This is a genomic window from Fibrobacter succinogenes subsp. succinogenes S85, from assembly GCF_000146505.1.
GTDB lineage: Bacteria > Fibrobacterota > Fibrobacteria > Fibrobacterales > Fibrobacteraceae > Fibrobacter > Fibrobacter succinogenes.
This window is the reverse complement of the sequence record NC_017448.1, coordinates 1,643,799-1,665,812: the sequence shown is the minus strand read 5'-3', so window position 1 is coordinate 1,665,812 and position 22,014 is coordinate 1,643,799. Positions and strand designations below refer to the sequence as shown.

Annotated in this window: 19 protein-coding genes; 16 read left to right on the top strand and 3 right to left on the bottom strand. The window is 44.4% G+C overall.

What is annotated here, in order from left to right; genetic code table 11:
• From FSU_RS06825 to FSU_RS06780, 10 genes are all read left to right on the top strand, one after another.
• Entirely contained in the window at positions 1-1,182 is a 1,182-nt protein-coding gene (locus FSU_RS06825; RefSeq protein ID WP_014545726.1) for a Rossmann-fold NAD(P)-binding domain-containing protein, read from the top strand.
• Between the two features lie 44 nt (positions 1,183-1,226).
• Positions 1,227-2,051: a LicD family protein gene (locus FSU_RS06820; RefSeq protein ID WP_014545725.1), complete on the top strand. Its 825-nt coding sequence runs from the start codon at positions 1,227-1,229 to the stop codon at positions 2,049-2,051.
• A gap of 17 nt (positions 2,052-2,068) precedes the next feature.
• Positions 2,069-3,526, top strand: coding sequence for a flippase (locus FSU_RS06815; protein ID WP_014545724.1), 1,458 nt, complete (start codon positions 2,069-2,071; stop codon positions 3,524-3,526).
• An 87-nt stretch (positions 3,527-3,613) separates the two neighbouring features.
• On the top strand, positions 3,614-4,960 hold the full coding sequence (locus FSU_RS06810; RefSeq protein WP_014545723.1) for an O-antigen polymerase: 1,347 nt from the start codon (positions 3,614-3,616) through the stop codon (positions 4,958-4,960).
• Between the two features lie 2 nt (positions 4,961-4,962).
• Positions 4,963-5,868: a glycosyltransferase family 2 protein gene (locus FSU_RS06805; RefSeq protein WP_014545722.1), complete on the top strand. Its 906-nt coding sequence runs from the start codon at positions 4,963-4,965 to the stop codon at positions 5,866-5,868.
• A complete protein-coding gene (locus FSU_RS06800; RefSeq protein ID WP_014545721.1) occupies positions 5,868-6,686 on the top strand; it encodes a glycosyltransferase family 32 protein in 819 nt (272 codons plus the stop codon). The genes FSU_RS06805 and FSU_RS06800 overlap by 1 nt, the downstream gene beginning before the upstream one ends.
• The gene (locus tag FSU_RS06795; protein ID WP_014545720.1) at positions 6,683-8,053 is read left to right on the top strand and encodes a CDP-glycerol glycerophosphotransferase family protein; all 1,371 of its coding nucleotides are present in this window, start codon (positions 6,683-6,685) and stop codon (positions 8,051-8,053) included. Before FSU_RS06800 ends, FSU_RS06795 begins: the two co-directional genes overlap by 4 nt.
• Positions 8,054-8,947, top strand: a complete 894-nt coding sequence (locus FSU_RS06790; RefSeq protein WP_014545719.1) for a glycerophosphodiester phosphodiesterase family protein — start codon at positions 8,054-8,056, stop codon at positions 8,945-8,947.
• Between the two features lie 3 nt (positions 8,948-8,950).
• A complete protein-coding gene (locus FSU_RS06785; protein ID WP_014545718.1) occupies positions 8,951-9,673 on the top strand; it encodes an IspD/TarI family cytidylyltransferase in 723 nt (240 codons plus the stop codon).
• Positions 9,674-9,675: 2 nt separating this feature from the next.
• Entirely contained in the window at positions 9,676-10,698 is a 1,023-nt protein-coding gene (locus FSU_RS06780; RefSeq protein ID WP_014545717.1) for an NAD-dependent epimerase/dehydratase family protein, read from the top strand.
• Here FSU_RS06780 and FSU_RS06775 read toward each other — a convergent pair.
• Positions 10,695-12,791 (bottom strand): polysaccharide biosynthesis tyrosine autokinase, encoded by a 2,097-nt coding sequence (locus FSU_RS06775; protein WP_015731882.1) that lies wholly within the window; start codon positions 12,789-12,791, stop codon positions 10,695-10,697. The two genes, FSU_RS06780 and FSU_RS06775, sit on opposite strands and share 4 nt — an antisense overlap.
• 72 nt (positions 12,792-12,863) lie before the next feature.
• Here FSU_RS06775 and sppA point away from each other — a divergent pair, with 72 nt between their 5' ends.
• From sppA to rpsI, 4 genes are all read left to right on the top strand, one after another.
• Positions 12,864-15,158: a signal peptide peptidase SppA gene (gene sppA / locus FSU_RS06770; protein WP_014545716.1), complete on the top strand. Its 2,295-nt coding sequence runs from the start codon at positions 12,864-12,866 to the stop codon at positions 15,156-15,158.
• Positions 15,159-15,182: 24 nt separating this feature from the next.
• Positions 15,183-16,241 (top strand): hemolysin family protein, encoded by a 1,059-nt coding sequence (locus FSU_RS06765; RefSeq protein ID WP_014545715.1) that lies wholly within the window; start codon positions 15,183-15,185, stop codon positions 16,239-16,241.
• Positions 16,242-16,450: 209 nt separating this feature from the next.
• Positions 16,451-16,879: a 50S ribosomal protein L13 gene (gene rplM, locus FSU_RS06760; RefSeq protein ID WP_014545714.1), complete on the top strand. Its 429-nt coding sequence runs from the start codon at positions 16,451-16,453 to the stop codon at positions 16,877-16,879.
• A gap of 18 nt (positions 16,880-16,897) precedes the next feature.
• Positions 16,898-17,302 (top strand): 30S ribosomal protein S9, encoded by a 405-nt coding sequence (gene rpsI, locus FSU_RS06755; protein ID WP_014545713.1) that lies wholly within the window; start codon positions 16,898-16,900, stop codon positions 17,300-17,302.
• Positions 17,303-17,419: 117 nt separating this feature from the next.
• Here the strand turns inward: rpsI and FSU_RS06750 are convergent, their stop codons facing one another.
• Both FSU_RS06750 and FSU_RS06745 read right to left on the bottom strand, forming a co-directional pair.
• The gene (locus FSU_RS06750; RefSeq protein WP_014545712.1) at positions 17,420-18,175 is read right to left on the bottom strand and encodes a flavodoxin family protein; all 756 of its coding nucleotides are present in this window, start codon (positions 18,173-18,175) and stop codon (positions 17,420-17,422) included.
• 85 nt (positions 18,176-18,260) lie between these two features.
• Complete coding sequence (locus tag FSU_RS06745) at positions 18,261-19,601, bottom strand: RNA-binding domain-containing protein (RefSeq protein WP_014545711.1); 1,341 nt, start codon at positions 19,599-19,601, stop codon at positions 18,261-18,263.
• 604 nt (positions 19,602-20,205) lie between these two features.
• On the opposite strand from FSU_RS06745, the gene FSU_RS06740 reads away from it, so the two are divergent.
• The gene (locus FSU_RS06740; protein WP_015731880.1) at positions 20,206-21,036 is read left to right on the top strand and encodes a glycosyltransferase; all 831 of its coding nucleotides are present in this window, start codon (positions 20,206-20,208) and stop codon (positions 21,034-21,036) included.
• A 31-nt stretch (positions 21,037-21,067) separates the two neighbouring features.
• Positions 21,068-21,991 carry a glycosyltransferase family 2 protein gene (locus FSU_RS06735; protein ID WP_014545709.1) on the top strand — a complete coding sequence of 308 codons (924 nt, stop codon included), beginning with the start codon at positions 21,068-21,070 and terminating at the stop codon, positions 21,989-21,991.
• Positions 21,992-22,014: the final 23 nt, after the last annotated feature.

The window sequence follows — 22,014 nt, the reverse complement described above, 5'->3', positions numbered from 1 at the left end:
ATGGAAATCCTGAACAAGAAAATAGCCTTGCTCAAGTCCAAGGTCGAAAAGAACGAGACGATTACGATTATGATTATTGGGCTCGGGAGCGTCGGTACGTTCCTGCTCGACTTTTTGGTGAGTCTCCGTGACCCGCAGCTGAAAATTGTGGTTGCTGGCCGCAATGCAGCCAAGATGCAGATGGATGTGAACATCGTTCGCACGGCGGCGACAATCCGTCGTGAACTGCGTAGCCAGATTGAAATTCTCGGTGACTGCGATTTGAACGATGTCGACAGCATCGCCGCGACAATCAAGAAGGCGAATCCGGACTTTATCGTGAACAGCAGCCGCGTCTATTCCGGACTCAAGTACGGAAGCATCTCGTGGAGCAACCTGCGCGCTTACGGCATTTGGTCTCCGCTCTCTATCCGTTATGCGAAAAATATCATGGCCGCCTACGAAAAGGTGGGCTCCAATGCAGTGACCATCAATACCTCGTATTCCGACGCAGTGATTCCTTGGCTCAAGTCCGCCGGTAAGACATATTTTGATTTTGGTAGCGGCAACCTGAACCACCTCATTCCGCGCATGAAGTTCTTTATGGCCGAAAAGTACAACATCGACAACTTGAACGATATCGATGTGACGCTCGCCGTGAGCCATTTCCACGATGTGGTGATTTCGAAGGAAGGCCATGCTGAAGGCCAGACGCTGCTCTTGAACTTCAAGAAGGATGGCAAAGATTTGCCGTTTGACCAGACCGAAGTGCTGGCTGCCTGCTCCATCCCGATGCCGGTGGACCAGAAGCGCAACATGATGAACGCTTCGAGCAATTTCAACATCATCGATTCCATCTTGACGGCTCTCCGCGAAAAGACGGTGACCAAGGTGCATGCTCCCGGTGTCAATGGCGAAATCGGCGGCTACCCGGTGCTTATCGATGGCGCAAAGGCGGAAGTTACGTTCGATACGACGCTCTTCAGTATGGATGACATGCGTGCCGCGAACCGCAAGTCCATCTACTGCGACGGTATTGAGAATGTGGAAAACGGCACGCTCGTCTATACCGACGAACTCGTCGCGAAGGTGAAGAAGGCTTTCAACGTCGACTTGCCGAAACGCGTTGCGTTCGAGGATATCGAGAAGACGGCCGACTTTATCATCAAGAACATCATCGAGCCGTTTGCACCGAAAAAGTAGAGCCACCTGCATTTGAAATAACATGGACAAATGAGGAGATGCTGATGATTGATCGAGATTTGCAAGCTAAATTTCGAAAGCGCTTTAATCCTGATGGATCAATTTTGCGTCGGGCTCAACTTCGGATGCTTGAAATGCTTAAGTTTATAGACGGCATCTGTTTGGAAAATGAAATTGACTATTGGCTAGATTGCGGAACCTTGCTGGGTGCCGCTAGGCATGGAGGCTTTATTCCTTGGGATGACGATGTGGATATTTGTATGACCAGGGAGAGTTATCTAAAGTTTAAAAAAATAATGCTTACGCAAAATCCTAGTAAAGAGTTTGTGCTGCAGTGCGATGAAACTGATAGCGGTTTTTACTCTACGTGGGATGTGCTACGTGATTTGAAAAGTGAATATTTGCAGGATTCTCCGCTTCACAAAATGAGAAAATATCGAGGTGTGCAGGTGGATATTTTTTATCAGGATGACCAAGTAAGCGATTTTTTTTGTAAAAAGATGATGTTCTGTTATGAAAAAGCGGTTCAACGTGTTATATTATCATCTTCGATAATTGCAAAAATTTTGAGACCGTTGTTGCCGTTAAATTATGTGGTAATAAAAAAAATCATCCCGCCCCTTTTGCGATTCATATACCATAAAAGAAATGATTATTACAGATTGCCTTATGGAGCGCCTTGGGATGAAAAAAGATACAAGAAGTATATTTTCCCGATAGGGCGTATTGAATTTGAAGGTTCCATGTTTTGTGCTCCCTGTAATGTTGATGCCTATCTTACAGACCTTTATGGGGATTGGAATAAAGTTCCTGAAGATGACAAAATTCAAACGCATAATGTTGTCGTCCGATTCTTCGATGATGATTAGTTGGTATAGACGAGAAAATGCCCAAATCAGTCAAAAAGAATTTTGCATATAACTTGTTGCTTACTTTAAGTAAGTACCTTTTCCCTTTAATTACATATCCTTATGTATCGAGAGTTCTTGGTGTAAGCAATATCGGTATATGCAATTTTGTCGATAGTCTGATTGATTATTTCGTCCTTTTTTCTACTTTAGGCGTTGGCTCTTTTGGCGTTCGCGAAATTGCAAGGTGCAAAAGTAATCTTGAACGGAGAAATAAGACCTTTTCAAGCCTGATGGCGATTAACTTTGTCGGTACCATTATTGCTGTTGTGGTACTCGTCCTTTGCACGCTCTATGTCCCCAGTCTTCAAGTATATAGGGACTTTCTTTGGATAGGGCTTGTAAAGCTATTCTTTAGCTTATTTTTGATAGAATGGCTTTTTGAGGGCTTGCAGGAATTCAAATATATAACGCTTAGGACTATTGCGGTTCGCTTTCTTTATGTTGTAGGCGTTTTTGCCTTTATTCGCTCTCCAGATGATGCTATAATCTACTACGCATTGACAGTGGGATCTGTTTTTGTGAACGCCTTGTGGAATTGGAATTATTCGAAAAAATTTAGAACATTTTCATTATCCCAGGTCAGCTTTAGAATCTTCATATTGCCTGTTCTGGTGTTTGGGTATTATCGTATGCTGACCTATATGTATACTTCGTTCAATATGGTATTTCTTGGGTTTTGTTCTGGGGATAAGGAAGTTGGCTACTTTGCAACAGCAACGAAGATGTATAGTATCCTAATGGGTGTTTTTACTGCTTTTACCAATGTGATGGTCCCCAAGGTTAGTGAATTGTTGAGTGATGGAAATCGCGAAAAAATTCAAAAGATAGCAGATGATACATTTAATATTTTGACCATTGTCTCGTTGCCCATTATTATTGCCTGCCTGTTCTGCGCCGATGAAATTATTTTCATTATTGCGGGTAATGGTTATGAAGGTGCCATTTTGCCGTTTAAAATCGTTATTTTCCTGTTGCTGATTATTGGAATGGAGCAAATTGTTATTCAGCAATTCCTGATGGCTTCGACATCGAACAAGTCCATTTTCATAGTCAGTTCCGTCGGTGCTGTGATTGGCATTCTTGGCAATATTGTATTGACGACTCGTTTGGGGGCCGTTGGCTCTGCGATGTCCTGGGGCTTGTCTGAATTGTCTGTTCTTGTTGTTGGAATGTACCTGGTGAAAAAAATCCTGGGCCTTGTATTTGACGCGAAAATCCTATTGAAGAACATCGGCTGGGCGTTATGCTATCTCCCGGTGCCGATTGTTTTTAGCTGTTATTTAGAAGTCCCGTATGGGTTACGGATTGCTGTAGAAGGCTTGCTCATGGCCTGTATCTTTGCGTTGATAAACCTGAAATTCAACAAGAATGAGCTTGTGGTAACGGAACTGCGTAAAATGATGCAGAAAATCCATTTCGGAAAGAGCCGCTGATAAAAAGCGATTCGCATATTTTATATATTTTCGCTACATTAGACATCTTGATAACGGGATGTTGTAGTCTGTTTTTACGATGACGGTATGGAAGTATTCTTAACTAATGCATTCCTGTATATAGTGTGGTTTGCATGGTGCTATAAGCAGAAAAGTGAATATAGCGCCTTTTATTTATTTTCTATAGGACTGTACGCTGTTGTTTCTTGCATGGGGGCGTATGTATTCGATATTGGCTTATACCAGGAAGAAATACGCGATTCCAGAAGTCTAGAGTATTTGAGCTATCTTCCCTATTTTCTCATGTTTATCATGATGATGGGGGTGATGAGCCCGTTGAAGGTTGTTCCCAAATTTGAAATAGGGTGGGATGCCCAGAGGGTGTCCTTGTTTTCAAAGATTTTTCTTTTCTTTATGCTGGGACACCTGTTCTTTTTCCTGGAAGGGTATCAGCTAGGGGCGGCAAGTGACTTGGGCGATGCGTACCATATGAGTGTTTCCGGAGATCTGGGGCAAAAGTATGGTTCCGATATCGAAATGATTCTGTCTAAGGTTTTTAGACGTTTGTCCATCTGTGTGATGCCGATTTTTCTCTATTTGCAGTTTTACCGGATTGTAAAGAACCAAAAATCGATGATGGCGTTATTTCTTTTGATTGTCGGTTTTGGAGCGACCGTCACACCCTCTGTTTTACAGGGAAGCCGTGGATCCTTGTTTTTCAATTTCTTTGCCCTTGTCTATATTTACACGAATTTCAAGGACGAGATTCCTGTAGACATCAAGAAAAAAATCTATGGTATAGCGTTTGCCGTGTTGGGCTTGTTGGGCTTTTATGCGATAATCATTTCTTTTGCCCGTGTCGATGGTGATGTCGATGTTGCGTTGAACAGAATAATGCGCTATTTTGGGGAACCCTTCTTAAATTTGGGACTGGTTTATTGGGATTCGACAGATATCCATACGTATGGGCTTCGATTCTTCCCGAAATTGCTGGAATGGTTTGGTGGGTTTGAACTCCCGGATTCAAAGTATGGCGTAGACGCGGTCCGAGAATTTTGGAGTAACGTCTACCGAGTGAACATGTATTATTTCAAGACTCTCTTTGGGGATTTGTATCTTGAGTTTGGTACAATCGGGGCTTTTGTCGTAGCCTTGTTGACTATAGCCGCCGGGTGGCTTGCCAAAAAGATTAGTAATCCGCTTTTGTCCCATTTCCTTTTGTATTACTACGCCAGAGTCATTGTCTTGTGGGGCATTTTTGGTTATGGTTTTTTGCAGGATGTGTTTATCGATTTGTCGTACGCTATTGTATTTTGGCTTCTTATCTCAAAATTTTGGAATCCCGCAAAAGTAGAAGATGGTGCTTGCGATAAAAAGGCTGAATCAGATGCGGAAAAAGCTGAAACCGGCGAAACTGATGAGGATGACGAATAACTATGCAGGTGTCCGTTGTAATTGTGAATTTTAATACACGCGATCTTTTGCGGAATTGTCTTCGTTCCGTTTTTTCACAGACCAAGGATGTTGAATTCGAGGTTATCGTTTCTGATAACGGGTCCGTTGATGGTTCTGTAGAAATGGTCCGGCAGGAATTCCCGCAGGTCGTCTTGGTCGAGAACAAGGCGAATCTCGGTTTTGGCCCTGCGAATAACCGTGGCGTGAACGCCGCTAAGGGTGAATTCATCTTTTATTTGAACAGCGACACCCTGCTGCTGAACAACGCTATCAAGATTTTTTACGATTATTGGAAAGCGCACGAAACTGAAAAATTGGGCGCGATTGGTTGTAATCTGGTCGATGGCGAAAAAAAGATATCGCATTCGTATGGAACTTTCCCGACCGCCTTTTTTGTTTTGAAAAAAATGGTTTTGCATGTTTTTTCTTTTTATGCAAAGAATGTGTTTAAAGCGTTTGGTGCTGATATGCGGAAACACCAGAGATTGCCTGTTAATGAGTATAAGACGGGAAATGTGGATTATGTGACAGGGGCTGACCTCTTTGTCAAAAATGACCCGAAGTACCTGTTTGATGAAAATTTCTTCCTTTATTTTGAAGAAACCGATATGCAGTACCGCATGAAACAGGATGGCCTGCTCCGTCGCATTATTGAAGGACCTTCCGTGGCGCATCTCGTTCGTGGTGGAGCTGAAAGGCCCGACGACGTCCTTCTTTGTGGAGCATTTTCCTTAATTCAGTCTGAAATTTCCAAGGTGAGATTTACCAAGAAGCACTTGTCAAAAACGGTTGCGCTTTTGCTGAAGTTTATGATTAGTGTGATATGGCTTTCTCCTTATATTTTTAAAAATACCCGAAAACATTTTAAGGCGTTGTGGAGCGTGTAATGTCTATTCCAAAGAAAATACATTATTTGTGGTTGTCTGAGCAAAAGCCTAAGGCTGTGGAAAATTGCCTTGCAACGTGGCGCGAACATTTGAAGGATTATGAGATCGTTGAATGGAATAAGACAAATTTCCCTTATGAGGAATTCCTTTTTGCTAGGGAAGCTTATTCTAAACAAAAGTGGGCTTTTGTTACGGACTATTTCCGTTTGTGGGTCCTGAATAAGTATGGCGGAATTTACCTAGATGCAGATGTGACCATTAATGGTAATTTTGACTTGTTTTTAGATGATAAGCTTTTTATTGGCGTGGAAACATCGGATCAGATTGCCGCCCATGCGATTGGTGCAGAACCGGGGCATCCGTTTATAAAAAAGTGCCTGGATTACTACCAGAATAGACATTTTATTTTGCCTGATGGAAGCCTTGACCAAACGGCGATTCCTTGCATTGTGACGAAAATCTTTATGAAGATGTATGGCTATGAAGACGAAGTTGTCAAATATGATGGAAAGCCAATCTTGTTTTCTGACATGAAAGTGTATCCCGATTCCTATTTTACGATAAACACGTATGATGGCAGCAACGTTTGCGTGCATAATGGGCTCGGAAGTTGGCGTGATGACCATAGTACAAATCCTGTTCTGGAAGATGTGATGGCGCAGTATTTCTGGAGAAAATTCTGTAGAAAGGATATATTCCATCTGCCGACTTTGAAAAAGTGGGTATATTTATTGATGCCGGTGTGGATGGTGTCGCTTGTCTTGAAAAAACATGCAAAGATAAAGAATAATAAGAGAGCCGCTCGCGTAAAGCTATGATGTCTAATCTGAAGAATAAGATTCGTTATTACGAAATCGTCATCTACAACAAGATAATATTAACAAAGGCTTATTCTTTGCTGAGAAATTTTTTGTTGCGCCATAAGTATGACGACTTGCCGGCAAAATACGAGAATGTCTTGCAGAATGTTCAGGCGAAGGCTTCTCGTGGTGAAAAAATCAATGTCGCCTTTTATATCCTGGAAACGAACAAGTGGAAATATGAAGGCATTTATCGGCTCCTGGAAAAAGACAGCCGTTTCAACCCATATATCGTGGTTGTGCCTTACGCAGCCGGTGCTATTATTCAAAGCAACTTTGTTCCGCACATGCTACAGGTTTATCGCTATTTCAAGGACCGCGGCTACAATGTCTTTTTGCCCTATTCCGAAAAAGAAAATCGTGTCCTGTCGAGGGCCGAGGCTAAGGAGTTGAATCCCGATATTTTGTTCCATATGAATTGCTGGCATGAATATGGCCGCTTCGTGGACTTTGGCTATGAACGGAATATGGATTGCTTGCAGGCTTACGTCCCTTACGCCTGGATGATCAGCAACCGTTATATTGAACATTTTAACAGGGACTTCCATAACAAACTTTGGAAGATCTTTTATGAAACCCCGTTGCATGTCCAGATGGCAAAGGAACATGCAATCAACAAGGGGGTGAACGCTGTTGCTTCTGGTTATCCCCTTTTGGATGAATTCTTTTTCCCGAGGAAGCCTCCAGTTGATGTCTGGAAACCTCAGGAGAAAAAGAAGAAAAGGATTATCTGGGCTCCGCACCACCACATGCTGGAAAAGAATCGTTGTGCAAATTTTTTGGATATTTGCGACTTTATGGTTGAAATGGCTAAAAAATATGCAGACGAAGTTCAGTTCGTTTTTAAGCCGCATCCAGAGCTTGCCAAGAAACTGGATTCTGCAATCCCCGGCTGGAATAAGGAACGCCGTGAAGCGTATTACAAGTTGTGGGAGACAATGCCCAATACGCAGGTTTGCCTAGATGAATATGTTGATTTATTCCTCACGTCGGATGCGATGATTCAGGATTGTGGCTCCTTTACGGCGGAGTATACCAGTACCTATAAGCCGATGCTGTTCCTGATTGCAAATCCAGGTGTAGTTCGTGATTGGAATGAATGTGGCAAGGCTATTTTGGATCACATCTACACCTCTGAAAAAGGTAAGGAAATCGAGAAGTTCATCAAGCAAGTCGTGATTGATGGTGATGACTATATGAAGGAAGAACGTTATGCTTTTGTCGATGCGTATCTGCGTCCGCAAAATCCAAACGGAGCTTCGGTCGCTATTTATGAGTACCTACTTGATTCTTTGAAAATGCCGAAAAAGAAGGAAAATGCATAAATGAAACGGTTGGTGTTTTTGCTGTTGTCTCTGTCTGCGTTGCTTTCGGCTGCAGAAGATAGGATTGACTTTTTGCTGAATAAGCTCCATGAAAAGGGGCCGCACAACTATGCGATGATTATTGCTCATCGCGGTGACTGGCGCTATGCTCCGGAAAATTCGATTAGGGGTTTTGAAAATTGCATCAAGACAGGATTTGACGCCATTGAGGTGGATGTTCGCATGACAAAGGACAGTGTCCTTGTCATTATGCATGATGAAACCATAAACCGTACAACGACGGGAAGGGGAAAGGTTTCTGACCTTACCTTGGCCGAAATAAAAGAATACAAGTTAAAGACTCCGACCAACTATGTTTCCGACCAACGAGTTCCCACGTTTGAAGAAATCTTGGAACTTTCGAAGGGAAAAATCCTTATTTATGTGGATAAATGGCAAGACCATAAAGAAGCGGTTCTTGAAATAGTTCATAAACATGGTATGGACAGACAAATTTTACTGGCGGGTACCACGAATATGGAATCCGATGCATACAAATTGGTAAAGCAGTATCCTGAGGTTAATTATGCTCCGTTTCTGCAATGCAATGGCTTAAACGACGAAAAGCGTTTCTCGGATTTGCAGAGAAAGATGAAACCCATTGGATATTACATTGCTTTTCCTTCGGATACGTTATCCATTTTAAAAGCGGTCAAGAAGTATTCCAAAAAAGGCAATAGGCTTTGGGTTGATACCTTGCTTGGTTCTTGCTGCAATGGTGGCCGAAACGACCAGCTGGCGTTGAGCGATGTTGAAGCCAGTTATGGTTGGCTGATAGACCATGGATTCAGTGTATTCTTTACGGACGATCCGCATGGCGTTTTAAAATATCTTGAAAGTAGGAATATGAGGTAACGTATGAGAAAGAATGTTGCTGTCATTTTCGCTGGTGGAACTGGAATGCGTATGAATACGGTTTCCAGGCCAAAACAGTTCCTTGAATTGAATGGCAAGCCCATCATTATTTATACCTTGGAATTGTTCGATAACCATCCGCAGATAGATGGCATTGTTGTTGTGTGCATCGAATCCTGGATTCCTTTCTTAAAGAAACAGCTGAACAAATTTGAAATCAGCAAGGTTGTGGCGGTGGTGCCTGGAGGCTCAACTGGGCAGGATTCCATTTATAACGGATTGGTTGCCGCTAAGAAACATCTTGGGGAAGAATGCAATGTCCTTATTCATGATGGTGTTCGCCCCCTGATTAAGGAAAAGACTATTTCGGACTGCATTGCTACGACCAATGAAAAGGGAAACTGCGTTATCTGCATCCCCGCTACGGAAACATTTGTCGTCAAGCAAGAAGATGGATCTTTAGAAATCCCGTCACGAGCGAATTCCCTGATTGCAAGAGCTCCACAATGTTTTATCTTGACAGACATTTTGGGCGCCCACGAAAAGGCAATTGCTGAAAATCGCCATGACTTTATTGATTCTTGCACCATGATGAGTCATTACGGTTTCCAGATAAATACTGCTATTGGACCGATGGAGAATATCAAGATTACGACTCCAACCGACTTCTTTATTTTTAGGGCCATGGTTGAAGTACACGAAAATCAGCAGATATTTGGATTTTAATTATGAATAAAATTGTTTGCGAAGACGTCCTTGATTTTGCGAAGAATTTTGAATTAAGTAATAGCCTTGAAAATTCGACTTTTTTGATAACCGGAGCTACGGGACTTATTGGTTCATCTCTTATTCGTTGCTTGCTGGCCCTTGACAAGCAGGTGAAAATTTTTGCTCCGGTGAGAAACTTGAAAAAAGTGGAAACACTGTTTGACGCTTCTCAAATAGAAAAGGTCCATTTTATAGAATGTGACATCACGCACTATGATTATGAGTCGCTAGGTAAAATTGATTTCATAGTCCATTGTGCTGCGCCAACGTCGAGCAAATTTTTTGTGGAACATCCTGTGGAAACTTTTGAAATTATCATGGATGGCACAAAAACAATGTTGCAACTAGCTCAAAAAAAACAGATCAAGGGAATGGTTTATCTGTCTTCTCTTGAAGTTTATGGTGAAACACTTGACGATTCCAAGGCTATTGATGAACGATTTCAGGGCTATTTGGATCCTGTATCGGTTCGTAGCAGCTACCCGATGGCGAAGCGTGCGACTGAAAATATGTGTTGCCTGTATGCTGCAGAATATGGGGTCCCTGTAAAGGTAGCTAGGTTGACCCAGACGACGGGGGCTGGCATCGCAAAGGATGATAACCGTATAATAGCACAGTTTGCACGCCTTGCTTCTCTAGGCCAAGATATTGTGCTCCATTCGACTGGTGAATCCGCAAGGCCTTACTGCTATGTCACGGATGCCATTTCGGCAATTCTCCACATTCTTTTGAATGGCGGGAATGGGGAATGCTATAATGTTGCCAATGAATTGACGTATATATCGGCAAAGGAAATGGCGGAATTCGTTTGCGAAAAAGTTAATCCTGATATCCGAGTCAAAATTGAAATAGACGAAAACCAGGGGTATGCTCCTCCAACCAAATTAAGGCTGGATACGGCTAAGCTTAGAAAGCTCGCGTGGCAGCCTAGATTTGGGTTACAGAAAATATTTGACCGTTTAGTCCTGTATCTGAAAAATTAATACTTCCCATATTTGTATCCGTAGCCATCGCTATGCCCGTGTTCGTACTTGTTGATGACGAAGCTTGCATGTGCGGTGGTATTTCCCTTGAGCAACTGCTTCATACCGTCCTGGATTGCTTCGATACTGTGCTTGTTGTATTCGATGACCATGACGATCTGGGATGCGATACGGCAGGCAAGGGCGGCGTCTGTCACGAGCATGATTGGCGGTGTATCGACGATGATTAGGTCGTAAGCCTTTTCCAGTTCGCTGATCATTGTTGAATAGTGCTTGGAACCCAACAGTTCAGATGGGTTGGGTGGCACGTTACCACATTGCATGACGAACAGGTTGTCGACTTCGGTGGATTGAACAACGTTGTCTACAGTAGCTTCGCCAAGGAGAATCTGAGAAAGGCCTTTCCCTCGCTTGATGCCGAATTCCTTGTGCAGGCGGCCCTTGCGGAGGTCCGCGTCGATAAGCAAGACCTTTTTGCCGAGACCTGCATAAAGTGCGGCGAGGTTTACGGAAATAAAGCTCTTGCCTACACCTGGGATAAGCCCGCTGACTCCGATAACGGGGCGGCTGTCTTCTTCCATGCTGAATTCAAGTGAACTGCGCAATGCACGGATGGATTCCACTGCAACATCGTCCGGCTCGACAACTGCAAGTGGGCGAGTGCCTTTGGTGCCGTTGGGGTTGCCTTTGGGAACTTTCGCGTAGACGCTGAATCCTGTTTCACGTTCGATAAAGCTTGCGTCGCGAACACCGTTGCTGAACTTGCTGCGGATGGATACGATTGCAGCTCCAAGGAGCAGACCGAGGAACAAGGCGATACAAACGATGAGGCTCTTTTTCGGCTTTATGGGCTTCGTGACTTTTTCGGCAAAGTCGATAATGCGCACTGAACCTACTTCACCGGCGGACACGAGCTTCAACTGCTGAATGTTGTTGAGCATGGTCGTATACATGTGCTTGCTCATGTCGACTTCATTCGTCAACTTCAGGACTTCTTGCTGGGTGTTCGGGAGCCTCTTGGTGGCGGCATAGTTGTTGGCGAGCTCGCGCTTTAAGTTGTTTTCCTGATCTTCTAAGGTCTTGACTGTCGGATGTTCCGGCTGGAACAGGCGGACGGCACTCTGCTTTCTCTGCTGCAACTCAAGCAAGCTTTGCTGCAACTTGTTGCGTTTTTCTAGGATGAGCTGCGTTTCGGCGCCAATGTCTACGGAACCGACTTTATTGCGGTAGGTGTTGAACTTCAGGAGAGAACTATCCAGTTTTGCTTTGACATCGGGCAACTGCTTTTCCAAAAATTCCAATGTCTTTTGGGCTTCGGCATTGCGCTGTTCAACATTCTGTCTTAAATAGGACGTTGCGATTTCGTTTAGAACTTTTGTGGCGCGGTCGGGATAGATATCCTGGTAGCTGAATTCTAGAATGCCAGTCTTTTTGCCTTTTTCCTTGATATCAAATGCTTTCTTGAATTCGTCAATGGCATCGAGGCGTTCTTCCTTGACGATTTCAAATTTCTGCCCCGGAGTGGCATCCATGCGATAAATGTGGATGCATGCGGTGTCGTTTGCATAAGGGAACCGATATGTTGTACCAACGGCTCCCGAGAGGATTTTCTGATTATGGTGATCGTATAGGTCAAAGGAGGCGCTGTCTGTAGCTACAGCAACCCATGGAATAATTTTTTTGTTCTTTTGAATGCTTGATTCGGGCCTTTCAAATCGGCTGAGTTCCATGCGGCCTTCACGATGCAGCAGGCGGTCAAGTTTGTTGATTGGTGTTGCCACGTACAGCAAATTCATCTTTTCGACGGCGTCGCCGATGATGTGACGGCTCTTGATGAGCTCGATTTCTGTTTCGGCGGGGCTTGTTGTGGCAAACAGGCTGCTGAGGCCGCCTGTCATGCCCATGCTCTTGTTATTCTTTGATTCAATCTGGAGCAATGCGTCTACTTTATAGACAGGCCTAATCCACATGGCGACAAAAACGCCTACAATTCCGGCGACAATGACGCACGGAATCATGATTTTCCAATTTCTTGCCAGCTCCTTCAACAAGTCAAAAAGGTCAGTTTCTTCTTTTTTCGAAGATGAACTCATATAACCACCACTATGTTAAAATTGTTTCCTACACTCGTGAAGCAAAATAGCAATTTTTCTATTATATCATTGATGAAAAAATTTGTTATATCGCTATTTGCAATGGCAGCATCGGCGTTTGCCTACCTTCCCGGAGAATCCGGCTTTGTTTCGCTTGATGGGGCGCATGGTGTTTTCGGAAATCCGGCGGGGCTTTCGGCCTTGGATTCCAGAGGCGCTCTTGCATCGTACCAATATGATGACGGCGTTACTGAATTCCGCATTGGCGGCAACTTGGACCATTTCGGGGCGGGTTTTGAATACCATTTCAATGGTGACGGGATGGATGAATCCCGCTGGAACTTGACGCATGGATTTTCACTTTTTGACCGGAGTGCATTTTGGGGCGGTCGCGTTACTGCGTTTCGCAGTGCCGATTTCAAGGGGACGGAGTGGACGTATTCTCCGGGTATCTTGATTCGTCCGTTCCGCTTTTTATCGCTGGGCTATTCTTGCGATAACCTTTTGTACTTGGGGCCAACTTCGATGGAACGCATCCACAATGCGGGTGCGACGCTTCGCTTAGGGGATTTCCTGAGCGCAAGTTACGATGTGGAAAACTGGAAAGAACACCGTCTGCTATTTGAACTTTCGCTTGCCGGGTTCCGCTTTGGATTCAAAATGCCTGTTTACGGTGATGATGACGAATACATGTTGACTTTATCGACTTCGTTTGGCGGGTATGTTGATGCATCGATCAAGATGTTTGACGATTTTTTGCCGAAGGGTGGTAGCATCGGATTCCATGCATCGCGCAACCCGAAGGCTTCGCGCTCGGCGCAGATTGTGCGTGTGCCGCTCAACATGGAAGTTTCCGAAGTTGAAAAGAAGTTCTTGTTCTTTGCTCCGTCTTCTATCGGTCTCATGAAGGTGCGCAATTTGTTTGAACACTTGTTGCGCGACCCGGCTGCAGGCCTTGTCGTTCTTGACTTTTCGGGCTATAACGGCAATTTGGCGATTTCTGAAGAAATCAACCGTTACGTGAAAAAGCTCAAGGCGCGTGGCGGTCTCGTAATTGCCTACATGGATGATGTCCGTCCGTCGGTGTTGACGGCGGCTGCAAATGTGGACCGCGTTGTCGTGGAGCCTTCGGCCCATTTTACATGGCTTGGGCTTGGTGGCGGAATCACGTTCTATAAGGGCATTTTGGACAAACTAGGTGTCAAGGTTGAATTTTTGCGCCATGGCGCATTCAAGTCGGCGGTGGAACCTTATACGGCTGATTCCATGTCGGTGAATGCCCGTGAAAATATTGAAACGCTTTACAAGGATATTTGGGAACTTGTCCGTATGCGTGTTGCCGCTCGCATGAAAACTGGGACTGCGCCGGTGAATACGGAAAAACTGGATGAGCTCGCCCAAAAGCCTGTGATTACTGCGATTGGAGCGAAAAAGGCGGGCCTTGCCGATACTTTGCTTTACATTGACCAGGTTCCCGCTTACGCATTAAAGACGTTCTTTGATATTGATGCACCTTATGCGGGCTTTAGGACTTGGGCTCCGTCGAATACAAAAATTTTTGACGAGAGCTGGAACCATCGCGCAAAAGTGGCGCTGTTGAATATTAACGGAACGATTGATTCTCGCATGGAAGAATCTGTTCTTGATAACTTACGCAGGTTGCCAGGTATGGGCGTAAAGGCTTTGCTTGTGCGAATTAGTTCGCCGGGCGGTAGTGCCATTGCGTCCGATAAAATTTGGGGCGCGCTCAAGAACTTGAGACGCTTTGATATCCCCATTGTTGCAAGTATCGGAAGTTCAGGAACGTCGGGCGCCTATTACATTGCATGCGGTGCGGACAAGATAATTGCAGAACCATTTGCCATTGTGGGTAGCATTGGGATTTATGGCGGTAAGATTGATGCGTCTGGCTTGATGCAGAAAGTTGGGTTGCGTAATGAACCGGTCAAGACAAATGATTATTCGGATGCGCGCTCTTTTGCACGCCCGTGGACGGATACCGAAAAGGCGGCACTTCAGGAATACATGGATGACTTCTACAATCGCTTTACGGGTGTTGTTTCGCAGGCGACTGGAATTGACCAAGCTGTGGTGGATTCTGTGTATGGCGGCGGTCGCGTGATGGTTGGCTGGAAAGCGAAAGAGGCCGGGCTTGTGCATAGCTTGGGTGGATTTGATGACGCTCTTGACGAAGTCCGCAAGCTTGCCGATATCCCGAAGTCTACTGAAATTGAACTGATGCAGTTGAATACGGAAGATTCTTTTGTGGTGCCGTTTGTGAATACGAAATCGTTTGGTGACTTTATTCGTGATATGGAACGCACACAGTTCTGGGCGATAGAGCCGACTTTAATTGATGGTCTTTAGTAACTGCGCCGGAGGCGCGAAAATATGTTTGAAATTGTAATTACTGTTCTTGCTTGTCTTGGTGCTTCGGCGTTTTGCTCTGTGACCGAAGCTTCGTTCTATAGCGTCCCGCCTTCGACGGTGGAAGTCTTGGAGCGACAAAAGAAATTTACCGCACGTTACCTGAAACACGTGAAAGATAACATCGACCGCTACATTGCTTCGGTGCTTGTGGTGAATACGGTCGCGAATACGGTGGGCGCGTCCTTGGCGACTGCCTTGGCGGTGAAGCGCTTGTCGCCTTCGGCGGCGATGCTCTTGCCGGTGATACTCACGATTCTCATTTTGCTCTTTGGCGAAATCACTCCCAAGACGCTCGGTGTGAAGCAGGCGAAAGTCTGTGCGCCGCTCGTGGCTGTGCCGTTTTATTACATCACGAAAATCCTCAGCTGGACGGGAATCATCTGGCTTTGCCTTACGCTGACCAAGCACTGGACGCACGAAGACAAAGAAAAGAAGGACGTGAGTATCGAGGACATCAATAGCCTTGTGAGTCTCGGGCTTCGCGAAGATGTGATTGACCGCCAGCAGGCTCTTGTCATCAAGAACATCCTTTCGCTCAAGTCGCTCCCGGTGCGCCGCGTGATGACGCCACGACAGGTCGTGTTTACGCTCCCTGCCGACAGTACGATTGGAGAGACTCTTGACGAGCGCGGCAACTGGCCGTTTTCGCGTGTGCCGCTTTACGATGGTAAAAAGGACAACTGGATTGGGATTGTGCTCCGCCGCGATGCGTACAACCAGCTAGCCGAAGGCCATCGCGATGTGAAACTCCGCCAGCTCATGCGCCCGATGCAGCTCGTTCCTGATAGCCTCATGACCGACAAGTTGTTGTTGCGTTTCCTCAAGCAGCGTGGGCATATCGTGGGCGTTGTTGATGAATGGGGTGCGATTGCGGGCATCGTGAGTCTCGAAGACGTGCTTGAAGAAATCCTCGGTCGCGAAATCGTCGATGAATTTGATGTGGCTGTGAACCTCCAGGAAACCGCCCGCCGCAAGTCCAAGGCTCTCGCCTCCATGCGCAAGGAGAAAAGTAAGCAGTAGGGGCTTAGACGAGAGGTGCGGCTATAATCAATTTTACTATACTAATTAATACAATTCTATCAATTGATAGAATATCTAGTCCGCGAAAATACTACTTTTTTCAAAAATTACACCTTTTTACCCTTGAACCCTTGCGGAAAATCATCTAAATTTACTCTGCTTTTCTCGGGGCGCCTTTGCCCCGGAATTTCACTCACTAGAGGATTTACATGAAGACCATTACGGTAAACCCGAAGACTGTCTCCCGCAAGTGGAAGCTTGTGGATGCAGCTGACAAGCCGATGGGACGCGTTGCAAGCGAAGTTGCTCGTCTCCTCATGGGCAAGCACAAGGCCATCTATTCCCCGAACGTCGACACTGGCGACTTCGTGGTTGTTATCAACGCTGAAAAGGTTGCCGTTTCTGGCAACAAGGCTCTCCAGAAGCAGTATTTCCACCACACTGGCCACATCGCCGGTGAACGTTGGATCAACTTTGCTGACCTCTTGGCAAAGAACCCGACTGCTCCGCTCGAAGCTGCCATTTGGGGCATGCTCCCGCACAGCGCTCTTGGCCACAAGATGATCAAGAAGCTCAAGATTTTTGCAGGTGCCGAACATCCGTTCGCTGCCCAGAAACCCGAAGTCGTAGAACTTTAATTTAGAACGGAGAAAACTATGGCTACAGCAAAGAATAAGAAGATCTACCGCGGCACTGGCCGTCGCAAGAACGCCATCGCCGCTGTGATTCTGAAGCCGGGTTCCGGCAAGCGCACTATCAATGGTCGTGATTTCAAGGAATACTTCCATTCTGAAGTGCAGGACATGATTGCAAATCTTCCGTTCGCCATCCTTGGCAACGCTGAAGAATGGGACGTCGAAGTTACCGCTCGTGGCGGTGGCATCGCTGGCCAGATGGGCGCTGTCCGTCTCGGCATCTCCCGCGCACTCGTTGCTAACGACGCAGAAGTGAAGCCGGCTCTCAAGAAGGAAGGCCTCATGACTCGTGACGCACGTGCCGTTGAACGTAAGAAGTTCGGCCGCAAGAAGGCTCGTAAGCACTTCCAGTTCAGCAAGCGCTAATCTGCGATTTTGCTTTTACGGAAAACCCTGGCATCTGCCAGGGTTTTTCTTTTTGCAAAAAAGAAACGCTCCCGCTTTGCGGGAGCCTCCTGACTACTAATCACTAACCACTGTTTACTAGAAATTATCGTCGCGGTCGAACATGTGTGTCACGAATTCCGTCACAAGCGTCACGTAAGCGTCTTCGCTGAAAATCGGCTTCTGCATCATGTCTATCGCTTCCTGCGAAAGCTTACCCGTCGTAGCGAGTTCGGCACCGCCCTTACGGTACTTTTCGCGGAGCATGTTCAAACGGCGCGGACCGCCACGGTGGTCAAGCGCACGCATCTGCGGACAAGCGATAAGCGTGTAGCCCTCATGTCCGAGGATGATGTCGAACTGCTTGCGGATTGGTTCGTAAACCACGTCTAGATCCATCCATGCGCAGCTCGAAAGCAGAATAATCTTCTGCCCTTCCTTCTGGAACTGCAACCCGTGCAAGTGCGAATTCAGCGCGTTGGCGCCTTCCTTGAGCTTTTGGCCCATGTACGGGTGTACCATGCCCACGATGCGGTCCATCAGTACCTTCATCTGCCCTGGGAGGCTGAACAGGAACAGCGGAAAACTCCAGATGACAATGTCCGAATTGATGAGCTTTTCGCGGATCATCGGCACGTCGTCGTCCTTCATGAAGCACGAACCGTCCTCGCGCCCCCAGCAGCTGAGACAGCCGCGGCACGGCTTGATGTGCATCTTGTCGATGAAAATATACTCGGTCTCGTAGTCGCCGTTCTGCTCCAGCCCTTCGACAAATGCCTTCGTCGGGATGAGAGTGCCACTGCGTTCATTCTTCGGGCTTGCGACCATTACGAGGATTTTCTTTTTTTCTGCCATGCGCGCAAATTTAGAAAAAAATACTATATCCCGATTTTTTCAATAACGCACTTGTGCTCTTTGGTTTGTTCGTCGTAGTTAATTTTCAGATTTTGCTTGTTATTTCCCAATGTCCGCCTTTGTCCGGACCGACGCGTTTGACAAGCCCCATTTCGACAAGTTTTTTCAAGTTCTTGGCGACATTGGCACGATTAATTCCTACAATCAAAGCAATTTTTTCTTGCGATGCTTGCGGATCTTGCGTTATTGTGGAAAGGATCTTTCTTTGGTTTTCTGTAACCTTTTCTGTATCTTTTTCTGTATCCTTACTAACAGTTTTTTGCACGGTCACCCGTATTCCGCCGCAAATTTCTTCAATTGATGGAGTTGGCAATCCCGCTTCTTGAAACAGACCTATAACACGGGTAATGCCTGAGCCGTATTTTTCAATTTCACCCAACATGTTAAAATGGTTCGCGATGGCTTTGTTTCTGAGAGTCGATAGATAATTTCCAGAATTTAAATCATCGGTTGTCAGACCGTCCATCAGTTTCCTGGGATTGAAAAATTCAATGTGGTCATCGAAAACCTTCACGCAAGATTCCGAAGTTGAATGATAATCCCTATGGACGATCATATTCAAGATGAGTTCTCTAATAGCTTTCAGCGGATAATCCCAAACAAGGTCGTTTTCTAGTTTGTCGCTTATGACAACTTGACAATTGATATGTTTTTTCACGAACTCATAAATTTCTTCTACCTGACTTATCAAATCGCCATGAGCCTCACCTTTGTCCTTGATGATTGTTGGTGACTGAAAGAATCCCATCTGCACGGCTGTATTTATATGCCAATCCTTGGCAAAGAGCATTTCGGCCGCGAATGTCAATTTGCCGTCCCGCAGCAAACGATTCTTACGCAAAAATTCAAGGGGATCCTTGGATATATGGTATCCACGTTGGTTTATTCGCTGTATACTCTGCACGACCTTTTTGAGGGATATATCGTCCATTGAACTAGAATCGTCAAGAACGAAATCCCAGCTTGAATTCTGAGTGCGCAACGTGCAATCCCCGATTTCGGTTGGGCTCATTACATGAACGCTGTTTTCGTGCCTAATAAAATAACGTCCCTGCACAGCGACCGGCTTAATTGGGCTTTCCTTGAACGTTATCGCGACAAGCGTCTTACCTTTGTACTTTACAGTCTCAATATCGGGAACCAGCACTGGTTCAGTCTTGCTCTTGATTTCGTTGAGCCACTTTTGCAGGGATTCTTCAGCAAGTTGGACGCCTAATACCTTGCTGCTAGACTTTAATCCGATGATTATGATTCCACCATTCTTATTTGCAAAAGCTCCGACAGCTTCGATTACCTCTTGGTTAAAGGATGACTTGAATTCGGCGGTGGAGGATTCTCCTGTATTGATTATTGAGTCGTATTGCATTTTATCCACTTTTTATACATTACAGTATGTAATGTATGCTCTCTGTTATTGTTTGTCAATACCTCCCTTTTACATGGTAAGGTATTATAAAAAAGGGCTTGTTCTTTATGCTGTATTTGATTACATATAAAATATCTAACAACTGATTCAAGTAGATTGGGATTTGAAAAATACTGAAATTCAGACTCGTGAAATTCTGTTTAGAGAAATAATTCTTGTTTTGGACAACTAAACAATATCTTGAACTTTTCAACAGCTCACTAGAGCTCTTTGGTTGTTTGTCGTAATCTTCGCCTATGGCAGAGGGACTGCAGATGTATTTTGAAGATTACTTAAAAGGCTGTATTTTGTAAATGATTCCTTCCTTCGACCACTGGGTGTGGTCTGTCATTGTCTAGTCTTTTTTGCAAAAAAGAATTGCGTATTTTTACGTTTTTTCGAACTTTGTTTTTGTAGGTTTCTTGCAAATAATTATTTTTACTGCTAGGTATCTTGAAGTTTGAGATGAGTATTGCAGTTGTTGGCAATGTTGCTATTGTAAGTTGCACCTGTTGCGCGGAAATGGGTGTAGATGATAGGGTCTAAAGCTCTTTAGGGCTTGTTTATGAAAAGAAAAATTGCGGCTATTATTTTGAATTATGTGTCCTGGAAGGATACTTTAGAAGAAGTTGAAGTTTGCAAAAAAAAGCTTGGTCTTCACTCTCAGGATATCATTGTTGTCGATAATTGTTCTCCTAATGATTCTGCCGAAAATCTCGAAAAAAAGTCAAAGGACAATTTTGTTTTTATTAGATCATTAAGGAATGGTGGTTATGCAGCTGGGAACAACATTGGCTTGAAATATGCCAACGAAAACGGGTATGATTATGCTTTGGTTATAAATAATGACATCATTGTAGAAGACGAATTTTTACTGGATAAGCTTGTTTCTGTTTTTGAAAAAGACAAATCGGTAGGTGCGGTAAGTCCTGATATTTACTCACCTGAAGGGCATCTGTTTAATCGGGATAGCATCAAGCCTTCATTTTGGGATTTTACTTTAGGATTGCTGAATTATAAAAGAAAAGGTCGTAAGGTTGTTGATTTAGGTGGTTATGGTTATGTGTATCGCCCGCAGGGCTGCTGCATGATGTTAAAACTGAATGTCATGAAGGCTGTGGACTATATGGATGAGACGACTTTTTTGTATTGTGAAGAGTTTATTCTGGCCGAAAAAATGAATTCATTGGGGTATAAGTGTGCTTGTTGCTTGAATTCGTCTATAATTCACAATCACTCTAAAGTTGTAAAATCAAACATTAAGCTAAAGAAAATTATATCCATAAACAACGAAAGTTTTGCGTACTATTTGAGAACGTACAGACACTTTAATGCTATTTTTGTAAAAATTTGCTGTGCGTTTAATGGATTGAAAATAAAGATGTTAGAAAGTTAAAGACTGATGTTGTCACCGTTAGAGGCTTAAAGTGAGAGAAAAAGTTATAGTATTGATGTCAACCTACAATGGGATGGCCCATATTCAGGAACAAATAGATAGCATCTTTGGTCAAGTTTATGACGGTGAAATAGAAATTCTTGTTCGTGATGATGGATCCAAAGACAATACGGTATCTTTTTTGGAAAATTATCCTAAGACTGAGTTGCGAAAAATAGTTGTCCAAAAAGGTGAAAATGTTGGACCGCAAAAAAGTTTTTTGAAATTGATAAAAGATGCAGAAACTGCTGATTACTATTTTTTTGCAGATCAAGACGATGTTTGGTTGCCGAATAAAATTGAGCGCGGAGTTTCTTTTTTAAGAGATGAAAAAAAAGCGGCAGTGTATTGCTCAAATTATACGATTACAGATGGTGTGTTGAATGTTAAGGCGGAAGCCTTTATAAAAACAACTCCGCTATTTACGCCAATAAAAGCCTTGTTGTTTAATCAGGTGCCCGGTTGTTGCATGGCCTTCAATAGATCCATGATGGATTTGTTGAAGCGGATTAACATTGATAATGTCATGATGCATGATAGCATGTTGCTTTCTTTGGCCTCGTATGTCGGTTCTGTTAAGTATGATTGCCGGCCCAGTATTCTACATCGTATTCACGGAAATAATGTTGTGGGCTATGGCCATAAAAAAATTGTATTGCATAAGTGGATTGTGGAAAAAATAAGGCTTCTTGTAAATCGAGAACCTTATGATATTAGCAAAATGGCCGATCAGTTTATTCGTTTGAACGCCTGTGATGCTCCGTCTTTATATCAAAAAGATGTTGAATTGCTTCGAGATTATAAAAAGAACTATAAAAAAACAATCCAGCTTCTGAAACATCCTGATTCACACGATATCCCTTGGGATCGAACGACGTTGTCTATTCGTTGTAAAATACTATTTCATCTCCTTTAAACTTTAACAGGTAGAATTTACGT

Excerpts from the sequence above, each read along its gene's own strand:
- FSU_RS06745 (WP_014545711.1), bottom strand. The coding sequence starts at position 19,601 with ATGCAATACGACTCAATAATCAATACAGGAGAATCCTCCACCGCCGAA.
- FSU_RS06810 (WP_014545723.1), top strand. The coding sequence starts at position 3,614 with ATGGAAGTATTCTTAACTAATGCATTCCTGTATATAGTGTGGTTTGCA.
- FSU_RS06795 (WP_014545720.1), top strand. The coding sequence starts at position 6,683 with ATGATGTCTAATCTGAAGAATAAGATTCGTTATTACGAAATCGTCATC.
- rplM (WP_014545714.1), top strand. The coding sequence starts at position 16,451 with ATGAAGACCATTACGGTAAACCCGAAGACTGTCTCCCGCAAGTGGAAG.
- FSU_RS06740 (WP_015731880.1), top strand. The coding sequence starts at position 20,206 with ATGAAAAGAAAAATTGCGGCTATTATTTTGAATTATGTGTCCTGGAAG.
- FSU_RS06785 (WP_014545718.1), top strand. The coding sequence starts at position 8,951 with ATGAGAAAGAATGTTGCTGTCATTTTCGCTGGTGGAACTGGAATGCGT.
- FSU_RS06805 (WP_014545722.1), top strand. The coding sequence starts at position 4,963 with ATGCAGGTGTCCGTTGTAATTGTGAATTTTAATACACGCGATCTTTTG.
- FSU_RS06815 (WP_014545724.1), top strand. The coding sequence starts at position 2,069 with ATGCCCAAATCAGTCAAAAAGAATTTTGCATATAACTTGTTGCTTACT.
- rpsI (WP_014545713.1), top strand. The coding sequence starts at position 16,898 with ATGGCTACAGCAAAGAATAAGAAGATCTACCGCGGCACTGGCCGTCGC.
- FSU_RS06790 (WP_014545719.1), top strand. The coding sequence starts at position 8,054 with ATGAAACGGTTGGTGTTTTTGCTGTTGTCTCTGTCTGCGTTGCTTTCG.
- sppA (WP_014545716.1), top strand. The coding sequence starts at position 12,864 with ATGAAAAAATTTGTTATATCGCTATTTGCAATGGCAGCATCGGCGTTT.
- FSU_RS06800 (WP_014545721.1), top strand. The coding sequence starts at position 5,868 with ATGTCTATTCCAAAGAAAATACATTATTTGTGGTTGTCTGAGCAAAAG.
- FSU_RS06775 (WP_015731882.1), bottom strand. The coding sequence starts at position 12,791 with ATGAGTTCATCTTCGAAAAAAGAAGAAACTGACCTTTTTGACTTGTTG.
- FSU_RS06750 (WP_014545712.1), bottom strand. The coding sequence starts at position 18,175 with ATGGCAGAAAAAAAGAAAATCCTCGTAATGGTCGCAAGCCCGAAGAAT.
- FSU_RS06820 (WP_014545725.1), top strand. The coding sequence starts at position 1,227 with ATGATTGATCGAGATTTGCAAGCTAAATTTCGAAAGCGCTTTAATCCT.
- FSU_RS06765 (WP_014545715.1), top strand. The coding sequence starts at position 15,183 with ATGTTTGAAATTGTAATTACTGTTCTTGCTTGTCTTGGTGCTTCGGCG.
- FSU_RS06825 (WP_014545726.1), top strand. The coding sequence starts at position 1 with ATGGAAATCCTGAACAAGAAAATAGCCTTGCTCAAGTCCAAGGTCGAA.
- FSU_RS06780 (WP_014545717.1), top strand. The coding sequence starts at position 9,676 with ATGAATAAAATTGTTTGCGAAGACGTCCTTGATTTTGCGAAGAATTTT.